This is a genomic window from Vibrio glycogenivorans (genome assembly GCF_051660965.1).
Classification (GTDB): domain Bacteria; phylum Pseudomonadota; class Gammaproteobacteria; order Enterobacterales; family Vibrionaceae; genus Vibrio.
Map to the genome: position 1 here is coordinate 415,840 of NZ_JBPVIS010000003.1, position 19,758 is coordinate 435,597.

17 protein-coding genes are annotated in these 19,758 nt (G+C 50.3%); 5 read left to right on the plus strand and 12 right to left on the minus strand.

Translation table 11 applies throughout. The annotated features are described in order from the left end of the window. Positions 1–765 carry a DUF3450 domain-containing protein gene (locus tag ACSTTG_RS09905; RefSeq protein WP_438474683.1) on the minus strand — a complete coding sequence of 255 codons (765 nt, stop codon included), beginning with the start codon at positions 763–765 and terminating at the stop codon, positions 1–3. 389 nt (positions 766–1,154) lie between these two features. Here ACSTTG_RS09905 and ACSTTG_RS09910 point away from each other — a divergent pair, with 389 nt between their 5' ends. Then, on the plus strand, positions 1,155–2,708 hold the full coding sequence (locus ACSTTG_RS09910; protein WP_438474684.1) for a DUF1800 domain-containing protein: 1,554 nt from the start codon (positions 1,155–1,157) through the stop codon (positions 2,706–2,708). A gap of 48 nt (positions 2,709–2,756) precedes the next feature. Further along, positions 2,757–4,052, plus strand: a complete 1,296-nt coding sequence (locus tag ACSTTG_RS09915) for a DUF1501 domain-containing protein (protein WP_438474685.1) — start codon at positions 2,757–2,759, stop codon at positions 4,050–4,052. A 66-nt stretch (positions 4,053–4,118) separates the two neighbouring features. On the opposite strand, the gene ACSTTG_RS09920 is transcribed toward ACSTTG_RS09915, so the two are convergent. The 3 genes from ACSTTG_RS09920 to ACSTTG_RS09930 all read right to left on the minus strand — a co-directional run bounded on the left by ACSTTG_RS09920 (position 4,119) and on the right by ACSTTG_RS09930 (position 5,796). After that, a complete protein-coding gene (locus ACSTTG_RS09920; protein ID WP_438474686.1) occupies positions 4,119–4,958 on the minus strand; it encodes a histidinol-phosphatase in 840 nt (279 codons plus the stop codon). A gap of 102 nt (positions 4,959–5,060) precedes the next feature. Then, positions 5,061–5,312 (minus strand): DUF6482 family protein, encoded by a 252-nt coding sequence (locus ACSTTG_RS09925; protein WP_438458555.1) that lies wholly within the window; start codon positions 5,310–5,312, stop codon positions 5,061–5,063. A 154-nt stretch (positions 5,313–5,466) separates the two neighbouring features. Then, positions 5,467–5,796: a YnfA family protein gene (locus tag ACSTTG_RS09930; RefSeq protein ID WP_438458554.1), complete on the minus strand. Its 330-nt coding sequence runs from the start codon at positions 5,794–5,796 to the stop codon at positions 5,467–5,469. A 329-nt stretch (positions 5,797–6,125) separates the two neighbouring features. Between ACSTTG_RS09930 and ACSTTG_RS09935 the strand changes: the two genes are divergently transcribed. After that, positions 6,126–7,661, plus strand: a complete 1,536-nt coding sequence (locus ACSTTG_RS09935) for a phospholipase D family protein (RefSeq protein ID WP_438474687.1) — start codon at positions 6,126–6,128, stop codon at positions 7,659–7,661. Between the two features lie 201 nt (positions 7,662–7,862). On the opposite strand, the gene ACSTTG_RS09940 is transcribed toward ACSTTG_RS09935, so the two are convergent. Next, positions 7,863–9,746, minus strand: coding sequence for a methyl-accepting chemotaxis protein (locus tag ACSTTG_RS09940; protein ID WP_438458552.1), 1,884 nt, complete (start codon positions 9,744–9,746; stop codon positions 7,863–7,865). A gap of 202 nt (positions 9,747–9,948) precedes the next feature. Then, the gene (locus ACSTTG_RS09945) at positions 9,949–10,851 is read right to left on the minus strand and encodes a LysR family transcriptional regulator (protein WP_438474688.1); all 903 of its coding nucleotides are present in this window, start codon (positions 10,849–10,851) and stop codon (positions 9,949–9,951) included. A 230-nt stretch (positions 10,852–11,081) separates the two neighbouring features. Here ACSTTG_RS09945 and ACSTTG_RS09950 point away from each other — a divergent pair, with 230 nt between their 5' ends. After that, positions 11,082–11,726: a glutathione S-transferase family protein gene (locus tag ACSTTG_RS09950; protein WP_438474689.1), complete on the plus strand. Its 645-nt coding sequence runs from the start codon at positions 11,082–11,084 to the stop codon at positions 11,724–11,726. Positions 11,727–11,763: 37 nt separating this feature from the next. Then, positions 11,764–13,767, plus strand: a complete 2,004-nt coding sequence (locus ACSTTG_RS09955; RefSeq protein ID WP_438474690.1) for a hypothetical protein — start codon at positions 11,764–11,766, stop codon at positions 13,765–13,767. Positions 13,768–13,869: 102 nt separating this feature from the next. Here the strand turns inward: ACSTTG_RS09955 and def are convergent, their stop codons facing one another. From def to ACSTTG_RS09985, 6 genes are all read right to left on the minus strand, one after another. Next, complete coding sequence (def, locus tag ACSTTG_RS09960; protein WP_438474691.1) at positions 13,870–14,373, minus strand: peptide deformylase; 504 nt, start codon at positions 14,371–14,373, stop codon at positions 13,870–13,872. An 89-nt stretch (positions 14,374–14,462) separates the two neighbouring features. Further along, positions 14,463–15,881 carry an ABC transporter ATP-binding protein gene (locus tag ACSTTG_RS09965; RefSeq protein ID WP_438474692.1) on the minus strand — a complete coding sequence of 473 codons (1,419 nt, stop codon included), beginning with the start codon at positions 15,879–15,881 and terminating at the stop codon, positions 14,463–14,465. Next, positions 15,868–16,671, minus strand: a complete 804-nt coding sequence (locus ACSTTG_RS09970; protein ID WP_438474799.1) for an ABC transporter permease — start codon at positions 16,669–16,671, stop codon at positions 15,868–15,870. The genes ACSTTG_RS09965 and ACSTTG_RS09970 overlap by 14 nt, the downstream gene beginning before the upstream one ends. Further along, the gene (locus ACSTTG_RS09975; protein WP_438474693.1) at positions 16,664–17,614 is read right to left on the minus strand and encodes an ABC transporter permease; all 951 of its coding nucleotides are present in this window, start codon (positions 17,612–17,614) and stop codon (positions 16,664–16,666) included. Before ACSTTG_RS09975 ends, ACSTTG_RS09970 begins: the two co-directional genes overlap by 8 nt. Next, positions 17,607–19,166 (minus strand): ABC transporter substrate-binding protein, encoded by a 1,560-nt coding sequence (locus tag ACSTTG_RS09980; RefSeq protein ID WP_438474694.1) that lies wholly within the window; start codon positions 19,164–19,166, stop codon positions 17,607–17,609. Before ACSTTG_RS09980 ends, ACSTTG_RS09975 begins: the two co-directional genes overlap by 8 nt. Continuing rightward, complete coding sequence (locus tag ACSTTG_RS09985; RefSeq protein WP_438458543.1) at positions 19,163–19,735, minus strand: HupE/UreJ family protein; 573 nt, start codon at positions 19,733–19,735, stop codon at positions 19,163–19,165. Before ACSTTG_RS09985 ends, ACSTTG_RS09980 begins: the two co-directional genes overlap by 4 nt. Positions 19,736–19,758: the final 23 nt, after the last annotated feature.

Below are 19,758 nucleotides of genomic sequence, written 5' to 3' on the forward strand. Positions count from 1 at the left end.
TTACTTCACCTCCGCGTTAGCAACTGAAACCGGCAGGCTTAGTAGTGTTGGGGCGATCTGTTGATCGGCCAAACGAAATGCTTGTTCTAGGTCGTTGTTGATTGTGTTATCGACAATTTGCCACTCACCCTGAGCTTGGTTCCAAGACCAGTAACGCGCTCCGTTGGCACTTTTGGCGATCAGCGATACACGACCAAGATAGAGCATGCTCACTTCAAGATCTTGGCCATCGAATTCGATTTGTCCTTGGTAGGTACCGAGCTTAAATCCGTAGTCCATCTCAATCATGTAGGCTTCGAGGATACGGCGATACTTTTCTGCATCACTGACATCGGCGCGAGACATCATTTGCTCAAGTTTATTCACGCGCTCAACACGCGCTTGGTAGCGAATTGGCACATCAGTATCGATGTGTGTTTTCAGCGCATCGATCATCTTATACATCAGTGGCACAACGCCCTGACGTGTGTCTTGGATCTGGTCGATCTGCGCTTCAAAACTCAACACCTCTTCCTCTTGGTTTGCCACCAAGGCACGGAGATGGTCGCGATAGATCTCAAGATTACGGATCTCTTGTTGCAGCTGCTCGGCTTCAAATTGCAGTGCCAAGGTAGCTTCAGAGCTTTGATTAATACGCTGCTGGGTAGCGGCAGATTTTTGGTTGGTTTTGTCAGTAATGGCTGAGGCGTTGTCAAGGCCCGAGGCCCCCGCCTGTCCTGCAATCGCCATCATTAGTATTGCAAGGCTAACTTTAGGTGTTTTCATATCAGTTGTTCGGGCTAAATTTAAATGATAAATATTCTCATTAGTAATGACGTCGATATTACCTGAAGTTTTTCAATTTTAAAACTGACAATTGAACTTTTAGTGTTTTAAGTCAAAACCTTCGTTTTTCGCCGGTTTACTTGGATAAAAATCTAGGTAAATTACGGGCTAGGCTATCCCACGATAGTGTTTCAGCGAGTAACCTCTGTGCTAACTCAGAATGACTCAAGCAGTTTGTGTGTACTCTCTCATCTTCCTGTTCCATTTGCTGATTTAATAAACAAAGACCTCTTAGCGCGCGTCACGATGATGGCCTGTGAGCAACCCAATCTCGTGTCCTATGCTATTGGAAAGTAACTCGGGATTTATCGGCAGAAGGAAGTGGTGGTATGGATAGACCTAACTCATATGAAGCATCTCGATTTCTCCAACGTGCCACGTTTGGCGTCAAACAGGATGACGTCGAAGAGCTACAGCGCATTGGTGTACAGCAATGGCTTGCTCAGCAGTATGCCGTGCCTGCCAGTTTGCACGAGGAGCGTGGGATGTACCAAAAAGCCCATCGCCGTAATCAGAAATACTGGCCAACCGTACGAGTCAGTGCTTGGTTTGATATTGCCATTTGGGGCGATGACCAACTCAGGCAACGGATGGCGTTTGCCTTAAGCCAACTGCTGGTCGTCTCGCAAAAAGACGCTAACCTTGCCTCAGAAAAAGAGGCACGCGCGCTGGCACGCTATTACGATTTGCTGGTGACGCATGCCTTCGGCTCCTACGCCGAGCTTTTATACCAAGTTGCTCGCTCGCCAGTGATGGGCATTTACCTCACTCATGCGGGCAACCGCTCTTTTTCTTCAGCTGGCGTTGAGCCAGATCAGAACTTCGCCCGCGAGCTGATGCAACTTTTTACCACCAGCGACTTTGCCCTCGAAGACACGGGTCAAATTAAGCTCGACGCCAATGGACGCGCTATCGAAAACTACGATGAGGAGCAAGTCGCCGAGCTTGCCCGCGTGTTTACCGGCTGGGACTTAGATAAGAAAAGTCTCTTAAAGCCAATGAGAAATAGGCGTGCTCACCACGATAAAGGCCAAAAGCAGCTTCATGGCGTCACACTTGCGGCGAATCGTGATGCAGATGCGGAGTTAAGGCAGGTTATCTCGATACTGGTTAATCACCCGAGTACCGCACCGTATATCTCGACATTTTTAATCAATCGATTTGTTTCCTCGAACCCTAGTGGCGACTATGTCGCGCGTGTAACTAAGGTATTTCGCCAGACAGAGGGGAATCTCGGTGAGACACTGACCGCTGTATTAACCGATGATGAGGTATTTAAGCCACGCAATGTGGGTAATATTCGCTATCGTGATACCCTGTTGCGCCTGACCTATTTTTTCCGCGCGCTGGAGGCTTACCCTGGCGTCTCGAGTCGCGAGAATCAATCCTCGGATCGGATGTTTTATGCCTCGGGCAAATTCGTCGACTATCGTGACGGCTTTAACCAAACCCCGCTGGGCGCGCCATCGGTATTTAACTTCTTTAGTCCTGAATACAGCCCTCAGGGTGAGCTTGCCGACGCTCAGTTATTCGCACCTGAGCTCGAAATCATGGAGTGGATAGATATCGCTGAGGTCAACGATATCATGTATCGCACCATCACTAAGTTCAACGATACCGTTCGCCATGGTAAGTACTTTCGCACTGATGAGCGCACCTATATAGCGCTCTCCCCCTACTATTGGCTCGCTCGAAGACAAGGTCCGGATGCTTTAGTGGACAGGGTATCCACCACACTCTTAAATGGCAGGGCCAGTCCCGCCCTGCGCGCGACCTTGACCTCGCTCTATTCTGAACGCCGCAAAGAGCAGGGCAACAAAGCGGCGGTCAATGACGTTCTGCTGTTAACGCTTCTTTCCACTGACTTTAGTATCGAGGGCTAGGCTATGACATTCAATCGACGACAAGTTTTAAAAGCCGGGGGGGCGGTTATGGCTTCTGGCAGTCTCCCTCTCAGTCTTACGCTGCCCTCCACCGCTCTTGCACAAGGAAAAAAAGACTACAAAGCCCTGATAGCGGTTTATCTGGCGGGAGGGAACGATTCGTTCAATATGGTATTGCCCATAGATAACGCGCAATATAACCTATATCGCCAATCACGCCCCAATGGTGTCGAAAAACACGCGATTCTCTCGACAGGCCTGCGCACAGATAACGGTGTTGAGCTTGGCCTGCACCCGAATATGCCTCAGCTCAATCAACTATTAAACTCGCACAAAGGAACCATCATCACCAATGTGGGCCCTTTGATAGAGCCCTTGGGCAATCGTAATCAGCCGCGCCCCTCTAGCCTAGGCTCGCACGCCTCAGCAACTAATATGTGGCAAACTCGCTGGAATCCTGCCAGCCAAGCCTATACGGGAAGCTGGCTTGGGGCGATGATGGACTTTCTCCATCAGCCAGACCAATCACTGCCTGAGTCGATTAATGTCAGCGGGTTTAGTATCAGTGGCCAAGAGTCCAACCAACTTAAACTCAATGCCGGCACTATGCCCGGCCTCTCTGCGCTAGAAAACTCTCCGGCATTCGCTCGCCATCTTAAGGCCTATTCCTCTTTGACAGGACAAGACCCACTTGAGAGTGAATGGCTGGCGCGGCTGAGGTTTTTGGACCAAACCCAGGCCCAGATCAGCGCTCAGCTCTCACGGTATCCGGTCGATGAGAGCATCAGTGGAGGCAAGCTAGCGCCAGCGCTGCAAACCGTGAAGCAAATGATGCAAGCCGCGAAGGGGTTGGGACATTCACGCCAGGTCTTTACCGTGGTGATGGGCGGCTGGGATACTCACAAAGGCAGCAATGACGAACGACTGGCACAACTTGACGCCGCGTTAGCAAGCTTTTACCTCTCGCTTGAACGTGACGGTTTTACCGACGATAGCCTGGTATTTACCATGTCGGATTTTGGTCGCAGCATCAATGAGAACGCCAACCAAGGGACGGATCATGGTTGGGGGTCGAACCAGATTGTATTGGGTAAAGCCGTTGATGCCAGCAAAGCCCATGGCGATTATCCAGAGTTTAAAGTGGATGGGGTCAATGCGCTGGGAAATAAAATCAAACCGACCTTGTCGAGTGAGCAAATGGCAGCGACGCTCTGCCGCTGGTTTGGGCTGAGTGAAACGGCTATTGACTATATATTCCCTAGCCTCAATGCCGACAACCCTAATCCATTTGCCAGTCGTTACCTGTCGTTTATTCCACTCAAGCGGCAAGCGCTCTCGTCGTAATCAAACGCTGAGCGATATAATGTGTTGGTGTAAATGCCGCTCCAAGTTAACGCTTTAGGTTTACTTTTACAGCGGCACATCCTGCCAGCGGCCTTGGAGTAAAACGCGCTGCTCGGTAAAGCCTAATTGCAGTAGCTGCTCGCGACAGGCTTGATGGTGAACTCCGAGATGATGAGGCGCATGCGCATCGGCATTAATCTGGATTGGAATATGACGTGCCTTGACCGCTTCAAGCAACCAGTGCGATGGGTAGGCCGATTGAGTCGCGCCGCGTAGAATGCCGCCGTAATTAACCTCGAGCACGACGCCGGATTGCGCAACCGCATCAAGCGTATCAATCGCCACCTCACGATACCAAGGGGCTTGCTCGTCAAATAGCCCCTGGGCAAGGTTGTGCTTTTTGACTAAGTCATAGTGGCCAAGAATATCAAACCCGCCCGAGCGGCACAGCGCGGCAACACAGCGGTAATACTCCTCGACCATGGCTCTCACGCTCCCCTGGTAAACACCATTGATGAGTTGATCTAGTTCTTCGAGCGGACCGTCGACACTCAACATCGGATACTGCTCGTTAGGTCCCGCCAAGGCGTGAACAGAGCCTATCTTGTAGTCGAGGTTAAGCATCTGCCACTTGGCATCACTCGGAGCAACGACGCCATTGATGAAATCACACTCGAGCCCCAAATACACCTCAATGTCTGATTGGAGTTTCAATCTATTGATGTCTTCGACGTACGCAGCCAGTTTATCTGGATGCATACAAAAATCGTTATCGAAAGGCAATGGAGCGTGTGAGCTAAAGCCAATGGCTTTGAAACCCAGTTGCTCGGCGTGTGCGAGCATCTCCTCGGGTGACCCTTTTCCGTCACAATAGTGACCGTGAGTGTGATAATTGGTGAGTAGCATATAGGCCTCTGGGCTGGAAACGATGGTTACGCGCGTGCAGCTAAGAGGCCTATATTAACGGTAGGTATATTGTTTTCAAAGATATTTTCCACTTGCTCGGTGTTAATACCATTTCAAGTCGATTTGCATCTCAGAGACGGGAGCCACTGCCCCGCCGCACATTTCATCATAAACACATGCGTGTTGGAGGACGGCTGATTGGTACACTTCATCCGAACAATAGTCCCGAACCTGGTTGAGGCTACGGAAAGTGATCGCCCTATCCATTTCATCGCGAATCAGCGATTCCGTTTTACCATCGACGCGGTAGGCTAGATAAATATCGCCCTCAAATGACTTAACCAGTAATTGCATGGGAGTTCTCCTTTGACTGCTCCAGTGCTACCTACGTGGTTATGATGGGCAAAGATCGCTCGAGTTTCCATTGCATACGAACAATCTATAATTACCAAACTTTTGGTTGATTCTCAGCCGGGCAAGGCTTGTGATGGCTGCCCCTCGAAATAAGTTAAGTGCGCGGTGCGAACATGATGATTGCCATACCCGTCATCGCGACGAGCACTCCGATTGTATCCCATAGGGTTGGGCGAATACCGTCCACAACCCAAAGCCACATAATCGCGACAAAGATGTACACACCACCGTAAGCAGCATAAACTCTCCCAGCTGCGGTAGGGTGCAAGGAAAGTAACCAAGCAAATAAGCCCAAAAACAAGACTCCCGGTAGTAGCAACCAAGCAGACTTATCCTCTCTTAGCCATAAGTAAGGTAAATAACACCCAAGGATCTCCGCTATTGCGGTGATCATGAACAGCCCGAGCGTTTTAAGTTCTAACAAAAGATTCCCCTTTGAGTATGGTAATAATGGTTGGCACTCCTGCACTAGAGGCTAGTGCAGCGCGATGATTCGCCATTATTATACCCAAGTCACCTCAACCTAACCTGCCTAGAGCAAGATTATTATCTCGGCGTGGGTTTAATTCACGCTTTACGCCCTTGCTTGACCATTAACTAACCACCTAGCGCGGTTAGGAGCGTTTAAACAAGACTCTGTTGCTACTCACAATTTTTCCTTTGATATACTTCACCACCAAAACTACTCTATAAAAATAAGCCACACAACGTTGTCATAGAGTGCCCCATTAGAAACAAAGGAAATTTGATTTTATGCCTGTGCTCCAACGCATCAGTCTATTTGCCCTGCTAGCCACTTTGCTTGGCGGCTGCAGCTCCCTTCCCGAACAGATCACCCATTCCTCGCCATCCGCGCCGGTAACTTCAACCAATAGTGCCCTGTTGACCATGGCTGAAGAGCAACAGTCTAGCGCACAACTACTCACCAATAGTGCAGTCGTGTTGCAAAAAAGTGGTTGGGATGCGCTTGCCCAGCGTCTTGCCATAGTCGAGAGTGCTGAGCAAAGTATCGATATTCAGTATTACATCTGGAATTCAGATGCCTCTGGCACTTACCTCGCCAGCCGATTGATTGCCGCGGCAGAGCGCGGAGTACGCGTGCGAGTGATGCTGGATGACATCAATCTCAACGAGCGTGAGGACCTTCTCAGCACGCTCGATGCTCACCCAAATATCGAGATCCGCATCTTTAATCCCATCCCTTCGCGTAAAGGGAAGACAAAGATGCTACGCGTATTGGGCGATTTCTCGCGCTTAAACCGCCGCATGCACAATAAGACCTTTACCGTTGATAGCGCTCTGTCCATCGTCGGCGGCCGAAATATTGGTGATGAGTACTTTGACCTGTCTGATGAGATCAATTTTCGCGATCGCGATGCGCTGGTAATGGGCGATGTGGTCGCAGAGGTTGAGTCGAGCTTTACCACCTACTGGGACAGTCCTTGGGCTTATCCGATCGCGCTCCTTGGCGGTGAGGCGGACTCAAAGATCCCTGATATCAGTCGAGTCAGTGTGCCTGTTTATCAAAACTACCCCGCGCTGCCACAAGATAAGGACACCGCTCATCAATATCTCAAGCAAGTGATGGCGCGGATGAGTTGGGTTAGGGCGATGTTTATCGCCGATCAGCCGGTACCAGATGATGCTGCCAATACGGATGTCCCCAAGGCGACCGCTCTGCGACTTGGCCGCTATGCGCAAAATGCCCAGCAGCAAGTGTTGATAGAATCGGCTTACTTGGTGTTTGATGACCGTCAACTTAAAGGCCTGCAAGCCTTGGTAGACGATGGCGTTGAGATCAAAGCGCTGACTAATTCTATGGTCTCAAACGATCTGCTGACTAACCACTCTGGCTACGCGGGGCGCCGCCAAGATATGCTTGAGCACGGCGTAGAGCTATTTGAACTCAAGCCAAGCACGGCCCTATGTCAAACATCCACTAAGGATGCAGCTAAGTGCGCGCCAAGTGTGCCTTATGGCCTGCACACCAAATCCGTGGTGTTTGATCGAAAGTATGCGGGAATCGGCTCGTTTAATTTCAACCTGCGCTCGACCTACCTCAACACCGAGTCTGTGCTGCTAATAGAAGATCAAGCCTTTGCCGAGCTGCTAGCGCAAGATATTGAGCAGACCATGCTTGATGAGAACAGCTGGCACTTGGAGCTGGACGACGGTGATATCCGTTGGCACTCAGGTGGACAAACTTGGAATGCTGACCCCGACACCGGACGCTGGGAGCGTTTTCAGTCACGGTTTATTCAGCTATTTCCTATCGAAAAATACTTGTAAAACACAGGGGCGGGGGACGGGGACGGGCTTTGCCCTACGGGGGACGAGGGGTTTACCGAGTGTGGTAAATCCCTCGCTCCTGAAAGGAAGAAGCGGGTAGCGAGATCGGGCTATCGCCCTCCGGGAAGCGAAGTGATAATCGCGTGTGACTAATCCCTCGCTCCTCGGAACAAAGTGTAACTCGCTCCTCGCCCCTGTCTGTTAGATTTTGAACACGTTGACTCGTTGGTAGAGTTGTTCTGATTGTGTTTTTAGGTTTGCAGACTTTTCTTGGCTGGCGGTGACTACGCCGGCTAGGGCGTCGGTGACGTCTTTTATGGCTACCATGCTTTGACTGATCTCTTCGCCGACTTGGCTTTGCTGACCAGCAGCAGTGGCGATTTGCATGGCCATATCGCTGATAAGCTCGACGCTTGAGCTGATTTCATCCAAAGCCTGAGTCGCTTGCTCGGCGCTGGTGACGGAGTGGTCTGCTTGCTCGGAGCTGCTTTGCATCAGATCAACCGCTTGCTGTGTGGTCTGCTGCAGGGTTTGGATGGTTGTTTCGATCTCTTGGGTTGAACTGTAGGTACGCTGGGATAAAACACGGACCTCGTCTGCCACCACGGCAAAGCCGCGCCCATGCTCACCCGCGCGCGCCGCCTCAATCGCTGCATTAAGCGCCAACAAGTTGGTTTGCTCGGCAATATCACGGATGGTTGCGAGTACTTTATTGATCTCTTGAGCGTGTAGGCTCAGTTGCCCAATCACCTCATTCGCCTGTGTCACCTCACCCGCCAGCGCACCAATCGCGACTTTTGTGCCGGTAACTAACTCGCGCCCAGTCTGAGCATTGCCACTGGATTGCTGGGCCGCCTGTGCGGTTTGCTCGGCATGAGAGGCAATCTCTTGAGTCGATGAGGCCATTTCAGTTACGGCAGTGGCTACTAAGGTCACCTGTTGTTGCTGCTTGTTAATCTCATTGGCAGCGTGACTCACTTGGCTTGAACCCGTATCGGATTGACGATTAAGCTCCGCTGCTTGATCACCAATAAGACCAATCAGGCTTTGCAGACTCGACATAAAGGTATTGAAGTTTTTTGCCAGTACACCGATTTCATCGTTGCTGTCGAGCTTGATACGTTGAGTTAGGTCGCCATTACCTTGGGCAATTTCGGCAAGTGCTGAAGAAACGGTTTGCATCGGGCGAAATAGCGCGCGACATAGCAGGTTAAATCCGATGGTACACAGCATAACGAAAAACACGGTAGCCAACAGTTGGCGCCATACTTGACTGTAGAGAGGCGCGATCAAAGAACTCTGCTCGATCATCGCAACAGTGACCAAATCGGTACCATCGATTGGCCAAGCAAGGGACACGTAGTCTTGCCCAGTCACTGTGATGACCTCACTTTGATGAGCCTGGATTAACTGACGAAGTTGGCCCTGCTCAATACCCAAGGCACTAATAGGTTGGTCGAGTAAGCTAACATCGCGATGAGTAAAGATAGTGCCGCTGCGATCAACGATAAACATACTGCTGTCGCCAGGCAAGATCACCTGATTGAGGCCGGCAATAATATCAGTAATTTCAACGTCTGCGCCGAGCACAAACTGCTCACCAGATAGATGAATCGCCTTACCTAGTGACACCACATTCGCCCCAGTTGCTGCCGCTACGGTCGGGTTATCTACGAAAACTCGAGCCGGGTTTTCTAAGGCGTGAATGTACCAGCCCCACTCGCGCGGGTCATCGTTGCCAGGTGGTAGGCTGACACCGTTGGCGTTGCGTTGCGAGCCATCTGCTCTGGCGATAAATACGTTATCAAACGCGGCTGAGTCACGAATTTGCTCAAGGTGCGGCATCACCTGTTCAATCTCTGTCCTGGCTGGAATCGCCGTCAAAGCGCGTTGCTTAGAAGCAAGCCAATCGGCAACATAGTGATTATACGCTGAGGCGCTCGCTTGCAATCGCTCCTCAACATCTTGGTTTAATCGCTGCAAGGCATTAGTAAACGAAAGCCCCTCGACAACTAACCCGCCAATAATAATGGCAAGGCTAGCAGACAAGGCCAGCTTGTTCTTTAAAGACATATTCTTGAACATGGTGTTTGACGCTGCTGTGATGATGGTTTGGTCGGCTGGCGATTATATTTTATCGGATAAAATAAATCGAACACCAAATCACCATAACGGCTCTAAAATGCAGCCTTACTACAAAAATTACAGCTTGAGATTAAGCTTGGTCGCAAAAGGGTCGTTTTGTATAAGGCACCGATGCAAAGATAGGTTTATGTTTGGTCCAGTTTTACTGGTTAATGAATGGGTTGTTGCGTAAACATTCAGCGGCTAAATCGATAAAAGAGCGTATTTTGGCGTTCGCGCGACGACCCTCTAAGTGAATCACGTTTACCGGCATGGGCGCTTCCTCGTACTCTGTGAGTATGGCTTGTAAACTGCCTGTTTCGATCTCTTGTGCAACTTGGTAGGAGAGCAGACTTGTGATCCCGTAGCCAAGAATCGCAGCCTTACGAGCGGCTGAAATTTGATTGCAGCGCAATCTTGGGTTGAGCTTGATGGTTTGTTTCGTTGTTTGATTAAGGAATGTCCACTGGCTTATGTTCCCGCTAGGAACAGGCAATATAATGCTATGTTTGCTTAAGTCAGCCGGTGTTTTTGGTATACCGTGCTGCTCAAAATACCTAGGTGCTCCACAGACAACACGCCTAACGTCACCGACCTTAACAGCGTACAAGCCAGAATCCTTTAGGTGTCCAATGCGAATCGCCACATCGAACTCCTCTTCAACCAGGCTGGTAATCCGGTCATAAAACATCGCTTTAACCGAGACTTCGGGGTTGCGCTCCAAGTATTCCGTCACGATAGGCATAACGTGTTTTTCACCAAATAACACTGGCGCTGTCACGGATAAGGTACCGCTGGGCTTAGTGTAAACACCTCTAACGGCTGCCTCAGCCTCTTCTAACTCTTCAACAATGCGCTTGGCATCCTGCAAAAATCGCACGCCTGCCTCTGTTAGACGTACATGTCTCGTAGTTCGATTAAATAACTTAGCACCCAAACGACTCTCCAATTCAGCAATCGATCGCGTCACAACTGGCGCTGAAAGCCCTAGTTTATTCGCCGCTGCAGAGAAGCCTTGTAAGTTGGCAACTTCGATAAATACCTGAATGGTGTGTAGCTTATCCATGTGCCAACCCCAGCCTAAAACCGACAATCATAATTATTGCACAATCAGAAATAATCAATTGCTAATAACACCAATTATTTCTTCATTTCGGTCATCTAAAGTCACTCTATCACCCGCTGAACAGCCGTTTGGCAGATCGCAAGCGATGATCTGACAAGCTTTATCTCGCTCGTCGCACAAGTGAACTGAGCTCACGCTGCGCAGTAAACTGCCACCCTGAGGATAGCAAAATGAACGTTAAATTTAGCCCATCACATGCTCCAATCAAGCTCTATCGCAATCCCATCTCCGGACATTGCCACCGTGTTGAACTGATGCTGTCGTTACTCGACCTACCCTATCAGACTATCGATTTAGACATGGCCAACGGTGCCCACAAAGCGCCGGAATACCTTAAATTAAGTCCCTTTGGTCAGGTGCCTGCCATTGATGACAATGGCGTAACCTTATCGGACTCCAACGCAATTCTGATTTACTTGGAGAAAAAATACAGTGATGGCTATGAGTGGTTACCACAAGACCCTGTGCAAGCGGCAGAGGTCCAACGCTGGTTATCGGTGGCTGCGGGAGAGATAGCCTATGGCCCTTGCGCGGTACGCCTCGTCAAAGTATTCGGCGCACCTTTGGACTACAACGCCGCAAAACTGAAAACCGAAACGTTGTTTGCGGTACTCGAAGCCCGATTGAAAACTCAAGACTACCTAGCTAGCGATAACGTCACCTTAGCAGATGTCGCCGGTTACAGTTATATCTCTCATGTGCCCGAGGGCGGCATCAGTCTCGAGCCCTACCCCGCTATTCAAGCCTGGTTAAAGCGCATTGAGGCACTGCCACTGTTTGTTGGCATGGCACGCTCGCCTTTGCCCGAATCTTAATCGGTAACGGATTCGATCTTCTAAAGGAAAAGTCATTATGAACTCGCGCAAAACCCATACCCTGCACTCAGGTGAACTCAGTATTCAAAAGCGTCGCAATACACCCGAAGAACTGACTATGAGGATACCTGATTTTGTTGAAGCCGATATGCCGGCAGAGCATGCCAATTTCTATTCCGAATTGCCCTACTTGCCGCTAGCAACCGTAGACGTCAACGGGCGCCCTTGGGTTAACTTATTGGTGACACAAGCACAAGGTGACGACTCTATCGGGGTCAAGGTCACAGGGCAAAACCGGCTATCAGTCGTCGCTGAAGCCGTCGTAGATGAACCCTTTATACGCGCTTTGAGACAAACACAACTGGCCTTGGCACGAGAGAGCGCCCTGTTTGCTGGGGTCGGTATTGATTTTTCCAATCGGCGACGCAATAAGTTTTCCGGCCGTATAAACAGTGTCGAGCTTGAACCCTCGGGTCGGATCGGCTTGAAGCTATCATCCGATCAACACCTAGGCAACTGCCCCAAATACATTACGGTTCGCTCGTTGGAATATCACCAACGTAACGCACAAATAGTGTTCGATCACTTTGAAACGCTCAATGTAGAGCTGCCTAAGTTTAGTAAGGCACTCATAAATGAGGCCAGTACGCTGTTTCTTGCCACCAAGCATACCTCGAAAGATGTTGGGGCGAGTCAAAGCCAGCAAGACATGGGGCTAAACCATCGCGGTGGTACACCCGGCTTTGTCCGACTCTACCAAGAGTGTATTGAAGAAAATGTAACGACCTTTTTGACCCTACCCGATCATTCTGGTAACCGTTTCTATCAGTCACTTGGCAACATCGAAACCGATAAGCAAGTGGGTTTGATATTTCCAGATTTCAATACTGGCGATCTCTTGTATCTAACTGGAGATGCCGAAAACCTGTTTGACGAAGACGCCGAGCAACTGATGCCTCGTGTTCGCTTATTAACCCGCATCAAACTAACTGGCGCAGTACACATCAAGCAAGGCTTAAATCTAAAGATGGTTTCAGCCGAGCGACTCTCGCCTTACAACCCACCCGTGAGGTATTTAAAACATGAGTTAGAACAGATGGGGCACCTTAGTAATGAAGGCAGTCCGCTTGAAACCCCTATGTCTGCGAAGTTGATAGCCGTTGAACGACTCACCGCTAACGTCAGTACCTTTACCTTTCAGTTGCCAAAGGCGATAAACCTCCCCGCACCTGGTGGTTTCGGTGTGTTTGATTTTTCGCAGCTAATCAAGGCTGACTACCAACATATGAATGACAACAACCCGCAAGTGGTGAACGATGATTACATTCGAACTTGGACACTCTCCAGCGCCGCAAATTTTGATCCTCAAGCCGCAAGGTTTTGCCCTGTTGATAAAATCAAAGTAACCGTTAAACGTAAGCCCGGCGGATTGATTTCAAATTTACTCCATCAAAATTGTGCGCCAAAGAGTTTAAATCCGCGCCGTATAATCAACCCCAACTTCAAAGGGACTGGGGCCGGATTTAGCTGCTTCAGCACTAAACCAGACGATGGTCTTCCTGTTATTCCATCAAAGATGCTTTGGGTCGCGGGCGGGGTTGGTATTACGCCATTTATGGCGATGTGGGACGGCATCTTACAGGTTGCTCGCAAGCTACCAAACCGAGCAGAGTTAGAAACCGACATTATCTTACTGTTTGCTGGCCGTGATGATGATATTTATCTACTGAAACCCTTTTTGCACCGAGCGGCTTCCCTACCCAGCAACATTCGCCTGCGGGTCTTTGCCTTCCAGAGCATGGGTCATGACGCATCAAGTGGCAATACCTCGTACTATGAAATGACCCAAGAGTTTCCGAGGCCAAGACTAGAGATAGTACAAAGGCGGTTACAAGAAAGTGATCTTAGACATATCGAACATTTAACCGATAGAGAGGCGTTCTTATGCGGTCCTCTCGCCTTGATGGAAACAACGACCGCAGCACTGAAACGCTTTGGCGGACCAAACTTAACAATCCATCAAGAGTCATTTTTTTTCTAGCGATTGTGCGAAAAAATATGGGAAAATGTGATGTTGCCCCTTCTATCCACTTCGTTAGGAGCAACAACTCACCCTCAGAGAAAGTTGAATAAATCCACAGTTCTAAGCGTGCGCTTTAAGGTATTTCTTAACCTTTTTCATCGCCATTTGACGCTTGAGTGGTGAAAGATAATCAATAAATAAGTTACCGGATAGATGGTCGATTTCGTGTTGCATGACAATCGCGAGAAACTCATCACTCTCAATGGTAATAGGATGACCGCTGCGATCTAACGCTGACACCTTCACCGAGGTAAATCGTTCAATATCGGCATAATAGTCAGGCACAGATAGACAACCTTCTTGACCTAACGCCTTATCTGAACCATCAACCACTTCCGGGTTAAGCAAAATTAGTGGCTGGTCGCGATCTTCTGAGAGGTCGATAACAACCACCGCCTCTTTTCGACCAACTTGAGTTGCAGCCAGCCCGATGCCGTTATCTGTCGCATACAAGGTATCCAACATATCGTCGATTAACGTTTGTACCGATGAGATATCGTTAACCTTCTCAGCTTTTACTTTTAGCCGTGGATCGGGTGCGGTGAGAATGTCTAAAACTGCCATATTTACCTTTTGATCTGTAGATATCATGTATCCGATACGGCTCTATGCCGCGCTCTAGGCCGATATGATGCAGGTTTTCACCAGTCACTTCAATTGTCTTTACCAAGCTTGAGCACACGATGACAGCGCTGCTGCAGCATCCGCTTGTCATGGCTGATCAACAGCACCGCATAGCCTTGCTCAGCCGCCAGTTCAAAGATCAAGTTGTTGATCGACTTACTGGTGATAGGGTCAAGGCGTGATGTCGGCTCATCAGCAATCAGTAATTTCGGCTTCATTAGCATGGCTCTGAGCAGAGCAAAGCGTTGTAACTCACCACCGGAGACCTTGGTTGCTGGACGCTGCAGTAAGCTTGAATCGAGTCCAAGCCTAGCCATGAACTCTAGCAATCGGTCGTGATCAAGCTCGTGCAGCTTAATTAAGTCGTTGATCAATTCACCCAGCGGCACATGATTGGCAAAGGCGGCTGGCGGGTCTTGGTACAGTTTGAGCGCCTGGCAAGGACCAAGATTCGCCGAGTAAATGATCTCACCCTGATCGGCTGGTTGCAGTTTAAGTAGGATATCCCCTAAGGTACTTTTCCCACAGCCACTCTCGCCACACAAGCCCACCACTTCACCAGAGGCAATGGACAAATTAAGGTCGCTAAAGAGTGAACGGCCACCGCGTGATTTAGCTAGCGCCTTCGCACTTACCACCACCTCAGCATCAGGACGAAGCGATGGTGGACAATATTGTGCACGGCTGGCTTCTATCAGCGCTTTGGCATAGTCAGATTGAGGGGCACTCAAAACCTGGTCTGCCAAACCTTGCTCTTGGACTTGCCCCTGGCGCATAACAATAACAAAGCCGCCAAGCTCTTGTGCCAGTGCGACATCGTGAGTGATGGTCAGTAGGCCGCCCTCGGTCGCTTTATGCTTCAACTGCTCGGCAATCTGCGTACCGCGTGCGCTATCAAGCCCTTTAGTTGGCTCGTCCGCAATCACCAGTTTCGCGCCAGCATAGGTCGCCGCGCAAAACGCCACTCGTTGCGCCATTCCGCCTGATAGCTGCAGAGGAATTTTGCCCATGTCATCGGCAAGCCCAAGTGCACCCAAACGTTGAGAGCCCGATTTCTGCGCTCTGTCAGATGACTCGCCCAGCACTAACTCGCCAACTTCGATACACTGCTCACCCGCTGACATGATCGGATTCAGCGCATGCCAAGGCTCTTGGGGCAGAACTGCAATATCGCTGCCCCACAAGGTCTGGATTTGCGCCGTGGATAGGCCGGATTGATCCTGCCCAAACAGCATGATCGTGCCCGACTGGGTCAGGTTACTTGGCAAGATACCGACAATCGCATTGGCAAGTAGACTTTTACCCGAGCCTGTCTCACCCAAAATCGTCACCGGCTTACCCTGCTCGATTGTCAAAGACAGGTTATCGACCAAACATCGGTCGCCAGCATAAATGGACAGGTTAGACACCTCAATCATTGCAGCTGATAATAGCTTAGTCTTGCTCATGTTGATCAAATCCCGTGGCAATCAGATTAAAACTTAGGATCAGCAGGAATACCGCCAGCACTGGTTGTGCTAGAACCCACACCGCATCACTATAGTAAGGGAACAGCTCGACCATCATCAGGCCTAGCTCAGCTTGAGGTGGACGCAAACCAACATAGACAAAACCAATTGAGGCAAGTGCTAAAATCGCGTTCCCCGCGCCAAAGCAAGCCAGCGTCAACAGATCCGGGAGCAGTTTGGGCCACAAGTGACGACGAAACAGATAGCGATTGCCAAAGCCATATAGGCGCGATGCCTCCATCTCAGGTGAGTTGACCAGCGATAGGGTCACAGCGCGTGACATACGAAAGTAATCTATCCATAAAATCAGCGAGATCGCCAAGTAAAGGATGACAAAAGAGCCCGGTACCAGCGCGCCAAACAGTAACACTAAAATCAAGCCAGGCAGCGCCATCAGCATATTAACGACGAAAGACAGCGCACGATCAACCCAGCCACGATACCAAGCGGCAGCGACGCCCGCTAAAGTGCCGAGGATCGCAGAGGTGATCACACTGGCAATGCTCATCAGCAACGAGACTTGAATCGCCTGCGAAAGGCGCGCTAGGTTATCTCGACCAAAGTGGTCCAAGCCGAGCGGATGAGCCAGTGATGGCAAATCAAACGCCTGACTAAGCGCTTGCTCAGCAAAGTCATAACCATAGATTAGCCGTTCCACCAGCACCAGTACCAGCAAGCTTGCAAGCAATCCCCAACCCAGCCAGTAGGTTTTCGGTTTGTTATCACGCAGCATGATTTACCTCCACACGCTGCCTTGGGTCAAGCAGGTAGCCGAGCACATCCACTAGGGTGTTGATGGCGACAAAGATCAAGCCCATCATCAGAGCAGTGCCTTGGATCATCGGGATATCGCGACCAAAAATGGCATGAGCGAGGGCGTGGCCAATCCCCGGCCAAGAGAACAGAGATTCGATCATGACTATCCCTTCTATCAAGCTCACAGCCTGCACGCCAACAAAAGCCAATGTGGGCAGAGCGATATTGGGTTGCGCATGATGTTCAAACACCTGCTTGTCACTTAAGCCTTTCAGGCGCGCAAATTGAACATAGCGCGAGTGCCACACCGTGCGGGTATGGTTGCGGATGATCCGGCTTGATAGAGCAGCCATTGCGAGTGCGAGTGCCGTTGCCGGTAAGATCAAGTATTGACTGCCGCCAAATCCAGCAATAGGAAACCACCCTAGCCGCTCGGCAAACACCAACACAAGAATAAGACCGACGACAAACACCGGCTGGGCACGAATAAACGCAGAGATAAACAATGATGTTCGGTCAGCAACACTGTTACTGCGTCTGCCACAATAAACGCCAATCGGCAGCGCAATCAGCATCGACAGGGCGATGGCGTAAAGCGCGAGCTCTAGTGAGTGACCTAACTGGTGGGCAATTTCTTCGCTCACGGGCAGACCGCTGACCAGCGAGTGGCCGAGATCAAAACGGATCAAATCCCAAAACCAGTTGAGATACTGCTGCCAAAGCGGTAAATCAAGCATCAGCTCGGTGCGCACCTGCTCAGCTGCCGCTAAGTTGACCGCATCATAGCCGTAACGCCCTGCTGCAATGCGATAGGCGATGTCACCCGGCAGCAAGTTCATCAAAATAAAGGTCAAGGTGCCGATGGCAAAGGCGACAAACACCGCTTGCAGCAAGCGCCGACGTAAAATATCAATCATGACTTAAGAAACTCATCTGATTCAGGTAATAGTTGGTCTCGAACGGATCGAAACGAAAGCTAGAGACGCGCTGATTAACCGAGATATACTGGGTGCTAAACAGCACTGGGATCTGCGGCATTTGCTCGGCAAGCAACATCGCCACCTCAGATGCCATTTGATAGTAGCTTTCATCGTCAATCGCCTGCGTCATCTGCTCGAGTAACGCCGATAGCTCTGGTGAAGACCAATTCATGTGCCCCCAGTCGGAGCCATGATGACTGGCGTTGTCTTCGAGCATCAAGGACAAGGGATCAAACAACCAGCCCATATTGCGCGCCACCAGCGCCATTTCCAACGTACCATCGTGATGCGCGGCCGGGATAGCGCCAGAGTTGACCACCTCGACATTCAGCTCAATACCAATTTCACTAAGCTGCGCCTGGATCGCGGTGGCGATCACTGTCAGCTCAGGGCGATCAGCGTAGGTGACGATCCGAGTTCGAAAACGCTCGCCGTCACGTACTAACACGCCATCATCACCGGTTTGCCACCCCTGCTGTGCTAGCAATTGACGTGCTTTATCGAGATCACGTCCTTGGTGGGCATGATTGGGTAAATGCCAACCCTTGAGTGCGGATGAAAACAACTGATACGCCTCTGAGCCTGGGGCTCGCACCACGTAATCCGCCAGATTTTGTCGATCAATCGCCAGGCTAATGGCGCGTCGAATATCGTGATGGCCTAGTATCGGGTGCTGATTATTTAGCTTGATCAAGATGGTTCTAGGCAGTGGCTCAGCGTGTAGAGACAGACCCTGCGCATCACTTAGCAGCGCTTGGCTGGCGGGGTCTAACGTATAGATAAGGTCTGCATCAAACGCCTTGGCTTGCAGCGCACGGCTCTCAGCTCGGTGTCCGGTCAGATACCGCGCCCTCTCGATGCTCGCTTTCTGTCCCCAGTACTGCTCAAAACGCTGGGTATCGAGCTTGTGCGGCGGCTGGAAAGAGGTCAATCGATACGCGCCAGTACCGATAAGAGAGATGCTCGCCCCATCGAGGTTATCCGCGGATTTAACAATCCCAGTACTATAGTGAGCAAGCACGGAAAGCAGCGGGCGATAACGCTGGTGAAGGGTGATCTCTACCTGATCATCAACCGCAAGGATCTCATCAAGTGGCACTAACGACATAGGTCCTGGCTTGGATGAAGCTTGGCGCAAACTCTCAACCACTGCATCGACATCCATCACACTGCCATCATGAAAAAAGACATTATCACGCAGTTTGAAACGCCAGCGTAGACCGGTTTCATCCGCTTGCCAGTCAGTGGCTAGGGCAGGCAACATAACGCCATCTGGCGCGACACTGATCAATGACTCAACCACCTGCATTTTAGAAAACACATAGCCGTGGCGTGATAAGTCTTGGCTGGTAAACTCGAACGGTGCACCGATAGAGAGTGTACGCTGCTTATCAACGGGGTCAAAGTCCAACACAAGATTGACCGCCAACACAAACAACAGTGCCTCAGCACTGCGGCGCAGCCAACGAATAGTCTTGGTCGGGGTCACATCACACCTGCCACAACACCAAGACCAAGCAGGCAACATACATACCCAGAGGTACGCAAGCTTTTGTGATAAAGGGCAAATCGCTCAGGCACTAAGCCTACCATCACACCGATAAAGTGGATCACCACTGAGCCAAAGAAGAAGCCCTTTTTAAAGCCCTGGACATTGGCGATGCCAAGCATCTCCACGCCATGCTCATAACCATGAAAGATACCAAAGAACAACACTCCAGCAACCATGATCCATACGTTGGGCTCAATCGGTCTGGTGATCAAAAGACCAAGCATTACCAAAGACACGCCCATCGCAAGTGTCACATACGGTACATGATAGGCATTAAGACCAAAATGCATCCCTACCAAGACAGAAACGATAAACGCAGCGGGTACCTTCCACATTAGAGCGTCACCGTAGCGACTGGACAAAATACCAACCGCAACCATGGCTAAAAAGTGATCCCAACCCGTGAAAAGGTGGATGAAACCGGCGACCGAGCCACCGGTTGGATCGGCGTAGTGCGCCATTGCATTAGCCGAAAACAGTAATGCTAGCAATGCCATCAACTTCATGACAAATTCCTTCGTTAATAATC